The sequence below is a fragment of the Kitasatospora sp. NPDC057542 genome, from assembly GCF_042801945.1.
GTDB lineage: Bacteria > Actinomycetota > Actinomycetes > Streptomycetales > Streptomycetaceae > Kitasatospora.
This window is the reverse complement of sequence record NZ_JBHVFE010000303.1, coordinates 1-11070: the sequence shown is the minus strand read 5'-3', so window position 1 is coordinate 11070 and position 11070 is coordinate 1. Positions and strand designations below refer to the sequence as shown.

Here is an 11070-nt window from a genome sequence, read left to right as displayed (position 1 = left end):
GTACGGGGGAAGCGGACGGGCCGCCGTGACGTTTCCGCGGCCCCGCCGGGCCGCCGAGGCCGCCTACAGGGCGCCCGGGCGCACCAGCCCGCTCTCGTAGGCGTACACCGCGGCCTGCACCCGGTCGCGCAGCTGGAGCTTGGTCAGCACGTGGCCCACGTGGGTCTTCACGGTGGTCTCGCTGACGAACAGCTCGGCCGCGATCTCCGCGTTCGACAGCCCGCGCGCCACCAGCTTGAGCACCTCCAGCTCGCGTTCGGTCAGCGCGCTCAGCGCCTGCGGCGGCGCCTCGTCGCCCGAGGGCAGCTTGGTGGCGTACATGTCCAGCAGCCGGCGGGTGATGCTCGGCGCCAGCATCGCCGCGCCGTCCGCGACCACCCGGATCGCCTGCACCAGCTCCTCGGCCGGGACGTCCTTCAGCAGGAAGCCGCTGGCGCCCGCGCGCAGCGCCTCCACGACGTACTCGTCCAGGTCGAAGGTGGTCAGTACCAGCACCTTGGCCGGACCGTCCCGCCCGGGGCCGGCGATCCGGCGGGTCGCCTCGACGCCGTCCATCCTGGGCATCCGGATGTCCATCAGCACCACGTCGGGCTGCAGCGCCCGCACCTGGTCCAGCGCCTGCTGGCCGTCGCCGGCCTCGCCGACCACCACGAGGTCGGACTCGGCTTCCAGGATCATCCGGAAACCGGTGCGCAGCAGCGGCTGGTCGTCGACCAGCAGCACTCGGATCGTCACCTAGGACTCCTTGCTCATCGGATCCCCCGTGGGATCGCTCTCATCCGACGTACGGGCCAGCGGCAGCGGGTACGGCGGCGGAGTGCCGCCGAACTCCGGGCAGCTGGCCTGGTGGTCGCACCAGTCGCAGAGACGGTTGCGGGTGGCCGGGAAGTCCCCGGTGGCCACCGCCTGGCTGATCCGCTCCCACAGCGCCTGGAGCTTGCGCTCCACCGCGAGCAGGTCCGCCTGGTCCGGGTCGTAACTGACCACGTCCCCGCCGCCGCCGAGGTAGACCAGCTGGAGGCGCTTGGGGATCACGCCCTTCCAGCGCCACACCACCAAAGCGTAGAACTTCATCTGGAACATCGCCTTGCCCTCGAAGTCCCGCGAGGGCGCCCGGCCGGTCTTGTAGTCCACCAGCCGGACCTCGCCGGTCGGGGCGACGTCCACCCGGTCGATGTAGCCGCGCAGCAGCAGCCCCGACTCCAGGGCCGTCTCCACGTAGAGCTCCCGCTCCACCGGGTGCAGCCGGGTCGGGTCCTCCAGCCGGAACCACTGGCCGACCAGCTTCTCGGCGTCCGCCAGCCAGCGGGTGAGCGCCGCGCCGTCCGGGTCGTCCGGGAACAGCGAGCCCAGCTCCGGGCGCTCGCCCAGCAGCCGCTCCCACTGCGGGCGCAGCAGGCCCAGCGCCCGCTCCGGCGTCCGCTCGGCCGCCGGGCTGTCGAACAGCCGCTCCAGCACCGCGTGGACCAGCGTGCCCCGGGTCGCCGCCGAGCTCGGCGGCTCGGGCAGCCGGTCGATCACCCGCAGCCGGTACAGCAGGGGACAGGTGAGGAAGTCCCCCGCTCGGGACGGGGAGAGCCCGGTCGGGGGTGCCGCCGGGCGTCCGGTGGCACTGCTGGTCTCGGTGTGCTGCATGGCTATGACCCTATTGCCCTTTGCTGTCATCCCGCTGCCACGGTGCTTCCACGACGGCGGGTGAGCGGGTATGAAGCCAGAAGGAGGGCCGCGCAGCGCCGGAGGGCCGCGATCACGTAGCGTGGGCACACCGGGGCACGACGGGGGAGACGACCGAAGGGATCACGGTGAGCGACAGCAGGGGGCAGCAACCCTCCGACCAGCCACCGCAGGACGGCGGCGGGCGTCCGGCCGGGCCGCCGCCCGAGCACCGCGGCGGCCTCCTGATGGGCCGGCCCTTCGGGGTGCCCGTCTACGTCACCCCCTCCTGGTTCGTCATCGCCGTGCTGATCACCTGGGTGTTCGGCGGACAGCTGGGCGAGGTGCTGCCCGACCTCGGCGGCGCCCGCTACCTGGTCGCGTTCTCCTTCGCGGTCGCCTTCTACGCCTCCGTCCTGGTGCACGAGCTCGCCCACACCCTGGTCGCGCTGCGCTACAAGCTCGGGGTACGGCGGATCCAGCTCCAGTTCTTCGGCGGCGTCTCGGAGATCGAGAACGAGGCGGAGAGCCCCTGGCGGGAGTTCTGGCTGGCCTTCGTCGGCCCGCTGCTCTCGCTGCTGCTCGGCGGCGTGTTCTACCTCGCGGTGCGGGCGGTGGAGCTGTCCACCGTGCCCGGAGTGCTGCTCACCGGCCTGATGGTCTCCAACCTGGTGGTCGCCGCCTTCAACCTGCTGCCGGGCCTGCCGCTGGACGGCGGCCGGATGCTGCGCGCGGTCGTCTGGGCGATCAGCGGCAAGCCGATGACCGGCACGGTGGCCGCCGCCTGGGTCGGCCGCGGGCTGGCCGTCGCCGTGCTGATCGGCCTGCCGCTGCTGAGCGCCGCCCGCGGGGTCGAGCGCACCACCACCGACACCCTGGTGGACGCGGTGCTGGCCGCGGTGCTCGCCGCGATCATCTGGAACGGGGCCACCGGCAGCCTGCGCAACGCCCGGCTCAAGGAGGCGCTGCCCGGTCTGCTGCTGCGCGAGCTGGCCCGGCGGGCCGTCGAGGTCACCGCCGACACCCCGCTCGGCGAGGCGCTGCGCCGCGCCCGCGAGGCCCAGGCCGGCGCGGTGATCGTGGTGGACGGCCGGGGCGAGCCGATCGCCCTCGTGCGCGAGTCCGCGGTCCGGTCGGTGCCCGAGCACCGCCGCCCCTGGGTGGCCGTCGGCCCGCTCGCCCGTGACCTGGAGCCCGGGCTGCGGCTGAGCGCCGACCTCGGCGGCGAGGACCTGCTGCGGGCCGTCCAGGCCACCCCGGCGGGGGAGTACCTGGTGGTCGAGCCGGACGGCCGGGTGTACGGCGTCGCCTCGCTCAGCGACATCGAGCAGCGGCTGACCGCCGCCGTCACCGGCCGCTGATCACCCGCGTCCTGCGAGCCGCTCCGCTTCCCTTAGGATTGGCCGCATGTCCGAACCGACCGGTGCCGCCCGCCGACGCGGGCCCTTCCAGGTCGGGGACCAGGTCCAGCTGACCGACCCCAAGGGTCGCCACTACACGTTCACGCTCCAGGCCGGGAACCAGTTCCACACCCACAAGGGTGCGTTCCCGCACGACGAGCTGATCGGCGCTCCCGAGGGCACGGTCGTGCGCACCACGGGGAACGTTCCGTACCTCGCGCTGCGCCCCCTGCTCCCCGACTACGTCCTGTCCATGCCTCGCGGTGCCGCCGTGATCTACCCCAAGGACGCGGGGCAGATCCTGGCCATGGCCGACATCTTCGCCGGCGCCCGCGTGATCGAGGCCGGCGTCGGATCGGGCGCGCTCAGCATGTACCTGCTGCGCGCCGTCGGCGAGCACGGCATGCTGGCCTCCTACGAGCGCCGGCAGGACTTCGCCGACATCGCCCAGGGGAACGTCGAGCGCTACTTCGGGGGCCCGCACCCGGCGTGGAAGCTCACCGTCGGCGACCTCCAGGACAACCTGGTCGAGACCGACGTCGACCGCGTCATCCTCGACATGCTGGCCCCCTGGGAGTGTCTGGACGTCGCCTCCAAGGCGCTCGTCCCCGGCGGCCTCATCTGCTGCTACGTGGCCACCACCACGCAGATGTCCAAGACCGTCGAGGCGCTGCGCGACCACGGCACCTTCACCGAGCCGCAGGCCTGGGAGACCATGGTCCGCACCTGGCACCTGGAGGGCCTGGCCGTCCGCCCGGACCACCGGATGATCGGCCACACCGGCTTCCTGCTCACCGCCCGCCGCCTGGCGGACGGCGTGGAGCCGCCGCTGCGCCGCCGCCGCCCGGCCAAGGGTGCGTACGGCGAGGACTACGACAACGGGGCGCCCGAGCCCACCCTCCAGGAGCGTGCCGCCGCCCGCAAGGCCGCCCGCGACGCGGAGGCGGAGCAGCCCGACCTGGGCTGAGCCCCGAACCCACCGAGAAGGGGTGGTACGAGCACATCGCTCGTACCACCCCTTTCGCATCCCGCCGGTCACGGTGTGGGACGATGCTCGACACGCCTTGGCTTCTGGAGCTCTGGAGGGGACGCCTGGTGGAGACCGCGGTCGGGACGACGGCGACGGCTGGACAGCAGACACCGCGGGGCCGCTCCGGGCCCGGGCACGCGCGCACCGCCCCCTGGCACTGGGCCGTCGCCCTGGCCGGCTGCGGCGCGGTGGTGGGGGCCGCGCTCGCCGCGTCCCCGGCGACCGGCACCCCGGTGTCCGCGCACGCCACCCCCAAGGCCCTCGCCGCGAGCGCCGCCCCCGATCCGTCCCGCGCCCAACTCCCGCTGGACTGCGGCCCGTTCCCGGTCAAGACGGCGCTCAGCGTGCCCGCGCGACTCGGCGACGGGCGGCCCGGCACGGTGGTCGCCGCGCACTGCGCCACCGAGACCGGCACCCCGCCGGACGCCGTCTTCCTGCTCGGCTTCGGCCCGGGTGAGCGCCCGGAGGTGGTGGCCACGCTGCTCACCGAGCGCGAGAACCTCACCGTGAGTCGGATCGCGGTGCGTTCGGACGGCGCCGTCACCGGACACGCGCAGGGGTATTCGAGCGAGGACGTGCCGCGGTTCCGGCCCGACATCTCACTCGACCTCACCTGGACGCACAAGGGCGGCGGCTGGGAACGCTCCCAGACCGCCGCCCCGGTCTCCGCCGTGTGACGGACCGACTACTCCGCGTCCGGTCCGTACACCTCGACCCGGTCGGTGACCCGGCGCACGTGGATGCAGTCGCCGGGGCACTCCTTCGCCGAGTCCACCACGTCCTGAAGGATCGTCAGCGGCACCGGGGCCGTCTCCCCGGGCTGCTGGCGCAGCTCGTCGTCCGGCCCCTTCACGTAGGCCAGTCCGTCGATGTCGAGTTCGAAGACCTCGGGTGCGTACTGCGCGCAGATGCCGTCGCCGGTGCACAGATCCTGGTCGATCCACACCTCCAGCTCCTCGGCCGCCGCGGTCTGCTCGGTCACCGACATGGTCCCCTGCCGTTTCTGTCCCGGGTCGCCCCTATTCCTGGAGCAATCCCGCCATTCGTACAACGATCGGACCTCGACTTGTGGTCGCGATCGGATATCACTTCGCTCGACGATACATCCGGCCCGCTTTGGGCCGTGCGCGGTGGGTATCCCCCTTAGCAGAGGGGAAGCACGCTGGGGCGAAGATCGGACACGCCCGTTCCATCTTTCTTGATCTAGGGGTTTACGGACCCCTGGTCCCAGGTAGGGTCTGGAAGCGTCCAGCTCCCCGGAGGAGGTGAGGACCGTGGCAGCCCACGATGACGACTACAACCGCAGCACCGGCAGGCCCGCTCGTGGTTCCGACGAGGCCGCTCAGGTCTCGTACCTTGAGCAGGAAATCGCCGTGTTGCGCCGCAAGCTCGCCGACTCGCCGCGCTCTTCGAGGATCCTCGAAGAGCGGATCGTCGAGCTCCAGACCAACCTGGCGGGCGTGACCGCCCAGAACGAACGGCTCGCCTCCACCCTGCGCGAGGCCCGCGACCAGATCGTGGCCCTCAAGGAGGAAGTGGACCGGCTGGCACAGCCCCCGGCCGGCTTCGGCACCTTCCTCGACGCGAACGAGGACGGCACCGCCGACATCTTCACCGGTGGGCGCAAGCTCCGCGTGAACGTCAGCCCCAACGTCGCCCTCGACGAGGTGCGGCGCGGCCAGGAAGTGATGCTCAACGAGGCCCTCAACATCGTGGACGCGATGGCCTTCGAGAGCATCGGCGAGATCGTCACCCTCAAGGAGATCCTGGAGGACGGCGAGCGCGCCCTGGTCCTGGGGCACACCGACGAGGAGCGCGTGGTGCGCCTCGCCGAGCCGCTGCGCGGGCTGACCATCCGGGCCGGGGACGCCCTGCTGCTGGAGCCCCGCTCCGGCTACGTGTTCGAGGTCGTGCCGAAGTCCGAGGTCGAGGAGCTGGTCCTCGAAGAGGTCCCGGACATCGACTACCGTCAGATCGGCGGCCTGAGCAACCAGATCGAGCTGATCCGCGACGCGGTCGAGCTGCCCTACCTGCACGCCGACCTGTTCAAGGAGTACGAGCTGCGCCCGCCCAAGGGCGTGCTGCTCTACGGTCCGCCCGGCTGCGGCAAGACGCTGATCGCCAAGGCGGTCGCCAACTCGCTGGCGAAGAAGGTCGCCGAGGTCACCGGCCGCCCCCAGGGGAAGAGCTACTTCCTCAACATCAAGGGCCCCGAGCTGCTCAACAAGTACGTGGGCGAGACCGAGCGGCAGATCCGCCTGGTCTTCCAGCGGGCCCGGGAGAAGGCGGGCGAGGGCACGCCCGTCATCGTCTTCTTCGACGAGATGGAGTCGCTGTTCCGCACCCGTGGCTCCGGCGTCAGCTCGGACGTGGAGAACACCATCGTCCCGCAGCTGCTCGCCGAGATCGACGGTGTGGAGGGCCTGGAGAACGTCATCGTCATCGGCGCCTCGAACCGCGAGGACATGATCGACCCGGCGATCCTGCGGCCCGGCCGCCTGGACGTCAAGATCAAGATCGAGCGCCCGGACGCCGAGGCCGCGAAGGACATCTTCTCCAAGTACCTCAAGGACTCGCTGCCGTTCCACCCGGACGACCTCAAGGAGCACGACGGCTCCGTCGAGGCCACGGTGGTCGCGATGATCCAGTCGGTGGTGGAGCGGATGTACTCCGAGACCGAGGAGAACCGCTTCCTGGAGGTCACCTACGCCAACGGTGACAAGGAGGTCCTGTACTTCAAGGACTTCAACTCCGGTGCGATGATCCAGAACATCGTCGACCGCGCGAAGAAGATGGCCATCAAGGACTTCCTCGACCACGGTCAGCGCGGTCTGCGCGTCTCCCACCTGCTCGCCGCCTGCGTGGACGAGTTCAAGGAGAACGAGGACCTCCCGAACACCACCAACCCGGACGACTGGGCCCGCATCTCCGGCAAGAAGGGCGAGCGGATCGTCTTCATCCGCACGCTGGTCACCGGCAAGCAGGGCGCCGAGTCCGGCCGCTCGATCGACACTGTCGCCAACACGGGGCAGTACCTGTAAGCACGCGGTTGTCCGGGCCGCCAGCGGTCCCCGGAGCTGTACGCACACCGTCCGGCTGTGGCGCCTCGCGGCCCCGCAGCCGGACGGCGCGTCTCCGGGCCCGCCGGTCGGCGCCGGGTTCTAGGCTCGACCCACCGTCCGCGGGCAGATGGCCGGCGTCGGTGTTGTTCGGCGGTACGTCAGCGTGCTCCGCCCGTCGGGGGTGGAGCACCGGGCAAGGAGGGCCGCATGACCGTACGGCGCGTGATGGGCATCGAGACCGAGTACGGGATCTCCGTGCCCGGGCACCCCAACGCCAACGCCATGCTCACCTCGTCCCAGATCGTCAACGCGTACGCGGCGGCGATGCACCGGGCACGGCGGGCCCGCTGGGACTTCGAGGAGGAGAATCCGCTGCGCGACGCACGGGGGTTCGACCTGGCCCGCGAGGTCGCGGACGCCAGCCAGCTGACCGACGAGGACATCGGCCTCGCCAACGTCATCCTCACCAACGGGGCCCGGTTCTACGTGGACCACGCGCACCCCGAGTACAGCTCGCCCGAGGTGACCAATCCGCGCGACGCCGTGCTCTGGGACAAGGCCGGCGAGCGGATCATGGCGGACGCCGCGCAACGCGCGCTGGAGCTGCCCAACGGGCAGAACATCCACCTGTACAAGAACAACACCGACAACAAGGGCGCCTCCTACGGTACCCACGAGAACTACCTGATGAAGCGGGCGACACCGTTCGCCGACATCGTCCGCCACCTCACCCCGTTCTTCGTCTCCCGCCAGGTGGTCACCGGCGCCGGCCGGGTCGGCATCGGCCAGGACGGCTCGGCGCACGGCTTCCAGATCAGCCAGCGGGCGGACTACTTCGAGGTCGAGGTGGGCCTGGAGACGACGCTCAAGCGCCCGATCATCAACACCCGCGACGAGCCGCACGCGGACGCCGAGAAGTACCGCCGGCTGCACGTGATCATCGGGGACGCCAACCTCTCCGAGATCTCCACCTACCTGAAGCTGGGCACGACCGCGCTGGTCCTGTCGATGATCGAGGACTCGTTCATCGCCGCCGACCTCGCCGTCGACCAACCGGTGCGCACCCTGCACCGGGTCTCCCACGACCCGACGCTCAAGCACCTGATCACCCTGCGCAACGGGCGCCGGCTCACCGCCGTCCAGCTCCAGCTGGAGTACTTCGAACTGGCCCGCAAGTACGTCGAGGACCGCTTCGGGACCGACGCGGACGAGCAGACGGTGGACGTGCTGGCGCGCTGGGAGGACGTCCTGGGCCGACTGGAGCGCGACCCGATGTCGCTGTCCCGGCAGCTGGACTGGATCGCCAAGCGGGAGATCCTGGAGGGCTACCGCAGCCGGGACGCCCTGGAGTGGGAGAACCCGCGGCTGCACCTGGTCGACCTCCAGTACAGCGACGTACGGCCCGAGAAGGGCCTCTACAACCGTCTGGTGGCCCGTGGGCGGTTCGAGCGGCTGCTCACCGAGGACGAGGTCGAGCGGGCCGTCACCAAGCCCCCGGAGGACACCCGGGCGTACTTCCGCGGGCGGTGCCTGGAACAGTACGCGGACCACGTCGCGGCGGCCTCCTGGGACTCGGTGATCTTCGACCTGCCCGGCCGGGACTCGTTGCAGCGCGTGCCCACCCTGGAGCCACTGCGCGGCACCCGCAACCACGTCAAGGAGCTGCTGGACCGCTGCCGCACGGCCGAGGACCTGCTCCGGGTGCTGTCCGGCGGGTAACTTTTCGATCACCACGGGTGAACGTCCGCCGAATGGGAATCATCCGGGGTGGCAGCGGGTGTTGGACAGGAAGCGCCACCGGCAAACCGGGAGCGGCAGTCGCACCTTGTGTATAGGGTCGGTGCAGCAGCAGCGACCGAACCGTGCCAGACGAATCGAGCGGGGTGAGGGAAATGGCGAGCAAGGACACCGGCGGCGGCCAGCAGCGGGCAAACCGTTCCTCCGAGGAGGTCGAGGAGCAGGCCGCGGAAAGCCAGAATTCCGACGACCTCAAGGAGCGCCAGGAAAAGCTGAGCGACGACGTCGACGCGGTGCTGGACGAAATCGACGAGGTCCTCGAATCCAACGCCGAGGATTTCGTCCGCGGATTCGTCCAGAAGGGCGGGCAATAGCCCGGCCCGGCATTCCGAATTCACGGTCGCGACCGTCCGGGGCGGCCGGGCGGCGAGCACCGTCCGGCCGTCCGGCACCGGCCCCTCCACCCATGGACAGCGATCGTCGGGCGGGTAGGGTGCGGGCAGCGCGCGCTTCAAGCTACCTGGAAGGAATCGTGTGGAAGCCAACACTCGTGGCACCGGGCGTCTACCGGCTGCCTTCCTGACCCCGGGGTCGTCCTCGTTCATCGACTTCCTCGCCGAGCACAAGCCGGAACTGGTCCCCGGCCGCCGAGGGCTGCCCGAGGGGGCCGTGATCGAGGCCCCGCACGGGACCACGATCGTGGCCGCGGTCTTCGACGGCGGCGTGGTGATCGCGGGTGACCGCCGGGCGACGATGGGCAACGTGATCGCCCAGCGTGACATGGAGAAGGTCTTCCCGGCCGACGAGTTCAGCGCGGTCGGCGTCGCCGGCACCGCGGGCCTCGCGATCGAGATGGTCCGGCTGTTCCAGCTGGAGCTGGAGCACTACGAGAAGATCGAGGGCACCACGCTCTCCCTGGAGGGCAAGGCCAACCGGCTCACCACCATGATCCGGGGCAACCTGGGCATGGCGATGCAGGGCCTCGCGGTGGTGCCGCTGTTCGCCGGCTACGACCTGGACCTCGGCCGCGGCCGGATCTTCAGCTACGACGTCACCGGCGGGCGCTCCGAGGATCGCGGCTTCACCGCGACCGGCTCGGGCTCGGTCTTCGCGCGCGGCTCGATGAAGAAGCTCTACCGCGAGGACCTGACGGCCGACCAGGCCGTCACCATGGTCGTCCAGGCGCTGTACGACGCGGCGGACGACGACTCCGCCACGGGCGGCCCGGACCTCGCCCGCAAGATCTTCCCGATCGTCTCGCTGATCACCGAGGACGGCTTCCGCCGGCTCACCGAGGCGGAGGTCACGGAGGTCGCCGTCGCCGTCACCGACGAGCGCCGGGCCCGGCCCAACGGCCCGCAGGCCCCGCTGATCTAGCCACCACCTCACAGGAAAGGGACGACCGCCGGTGTCGACACCGTTCTACGTCTCGCCCCAGCAGGCCATGGCGGACCGCGCGGAGTACGCCCGCAAGGGCATCGCGCGCGGCCGCAGCGTGGTCGTGCTCACCTACGCCGACGGCATCGTCTTCGTCGCGGAGAACACCTCCAGGGCGCTCCACAAGGTCTCCGAGATCTACGACAAGATCGCCTTCGCGGCGGTCGGTCGCTACAACGAGTTCGAGAACCTGCGCATCGGCGGCGTCCGCTACGCCGACCTGCGCGGCTACTCCTACGACCGGGCCGACGTCACGGCCCGGGGCCTGGCCAACGTGTACGCCCAGACCCTGGGCACCATCTTCTCCTCGGTCGGCGAGAAGCCGTACGAGGTCGAGCTGATCGTGGCCGAGGTCGGCCGCACCGGCGACAACGACCAGATCTACCGGCTCACGCCGGACGGCTCGGTCGTGGACGAGAAGAACTACGTGGTGGTCGGCGGCAACGCCGACTCGATCGGCAACTACCTGGGCCAGCGGCACCGGGTCGGCATGAGCCTCACCGAGGCGGTGAAGCTCGCCGTGGACTCGCTCGCCCGCGACCCCAACGGCGGCAGCCCGCGCAGCCTCACGCCGGAACAACTGGAGGTCGCGGTCCTCGACCGCCAGCGGTTCCAGCAGCGCAAGTTCAAGCGGATCCTGGGCAACCAGCTGGGCCGGCTGCTCGATGGGGACCAGTCCGCCGAGGCGGACGACGAGGAGAACCCGGCGGGCGGTACGCCGGTGTAGCAGTGCCTGCGGAGTCCCGTACGG

At 70.9% G+C, this 11070-nt stretch carries 11 protein-coding genes and 1 pseudogene; 9 read left to right on the top strand and 3 right to left on the bottom strand.

Features of this window, described 5'->3' with window-relative positions:
* Positions 1-63: 63 nt before the first annotated feature.
* A complete protein-coding gene (locus tag ACFU7Y_RS30065; protein WP_188299078.1) occupies positions 64-735 on the bottom strand; it encodes a response regulator transcription factor in 672 nt (223 codons plus the stop codon).
* Positions 736-1635, bottom strand: a complete 900-nt coding sequence (locus ACFU7Y_RS30060) for a RecB family exonuclease (protein WP_224282027.1) — start codon at positions 1633-1635, stop codon at positions 736-738.
* A gap of 161 nt (positions 1636-1796) precedes the next feature.
* Between ACFU7Y_RS30060 and ACFU7Y_RS30055 the strand changes: the two genes are divergently transcribed.
* The 3 genes from ACFU7Y_RS30055 (at position 1797) to ACFU7Y_RS30045 (ending at position 4760) form a co-directional block, all read left to right on the top strand.
* The gene (locus ACFU7Y_RS30055) at positions 1797-3014 is read left to right on the top strand and encodes a site-2 protease family protein (protein WP_374120029.1); all 1218 of its coding nucleotides are present in this window, start codon (positions 1797-1799) and stop codon (positions 3012-3014) included.
* Between the two features lie 46 nt (positions 3015-3060).
* Complete coding sequence (locus ACFU7Y_RS30050) at positions 3061-4020, top strand: tRNA (adenine-N1)-methyltransferase (protein ID WP_224282031.1); 960 nt, start codon at positions 3061-3063, stop codon at positions 4018-4020.
* An 83-nt stretch (positions 4021-4103) separates the two neighbouring features.
* A complete protein-coding gene (locus ACFU7Y_RS30045; protein ID WP_380770287.1) occupies positions 4104-4760 on the top strand; it encodes a hypothetical protein in 657 nt (218 codons plus the stop codon).
* 8 nt (positions 4761-4768) lie between these two features.
* Here the strand turns inward: ACFU7Y_RS30045 and ACFU7Y_RS30040 are convergent, their stop codons facing one another.
* The gene (locus tag ACFU7Y_RS30040; RefSeq protein WP_224281059.1) at positions 4769-5071 is read right to left on the bottom strand and encodes a ferredoxin; all 303 of its coding nucleotides are present in this window, start codon (positions 5069-5071) and stop codon (positions 4769-4771) included.
* Positions 5072-5357: 286 nt separating this feature from the next.
* Here ACFU7Y_RS30040 and arc point away from each other — a divergent pair, with 286 nt between their 5' ends.
* The 6 genes and pseudogenes from arc to prcA all read left to right on the top strand — a co-directional run bounded on the left by arc (position 5358) and on the right by prcA (position 11046).
* Positions 5358-7124: a proteasome ATPase gene (arc, locus tag ACFU7Y_RS30035; RefSeq protein ID WP_224281060.1), complete on the top strand. Its 1767-nt coding sequence runs from the start codon at positions 5358-5360 to the stop codon at positions 7122-7124.
* A 228-nt stretch (positions 7125-7352) separates the two neighbouring features.
* Positions 7353-8864 (top strand): depupylase/deamidase Dop, encoded by a 1512-nt coding sequence (gene dop / locus ACFU7Y_RS30030; protein WP_224281061.1) that lies wholly within the window; start codon positions 7353-7355, stop codon positions 8862-8864.
* Between the two features lie 173 nt (positions 8865-9037).
* Positions 9038-9256, top strand: a complete 219-nt coding sequence (locus tag ACFU7Y_RS30025; protein ID WP_188299085.1) for a ubiquitin-like protein Pup — start codon at positions 9038-9040, stop codon at positions 9254-9256.
* 131 nt (positions 9257-9387) lie between these two features.
* Positions 9388-9465 (top strand): annotated as a pseudogene (locus ACFU7Y_RS30020) (recombination endonuclease VII); the annotation flags it as partial.
* Positions 9462-10259 carry a proteasome subunit beta gene (gene prcB / locus ACFU7Y_RS30015; protein WP_263455073.1) on the top strand — a complete coding sequence of 266 codons (798 nt, stop codon included), beginning with the start codon at positions 9462-9464 and terminating at the stop codon, positions 10257-10259. The pseudogene ACFU7Y_RS30020 and the gene prcB, both read left to right, overlap by 4 nt.
* Before the next feature lie 31 nt (positions 10260-10290).
* A complete protein-coding gene (prcA, locus tag ACFU7Y_RS30010) occupies positions 10291-11046 on the top strand; it encodes a proteasome subunit alpha (protein ID WP_224281063.1) in 756 nt (251 codons plus the stop codon).
* The last annotated feature ends 24 nt before the right edge of the window (positions 11047-11070 follow it).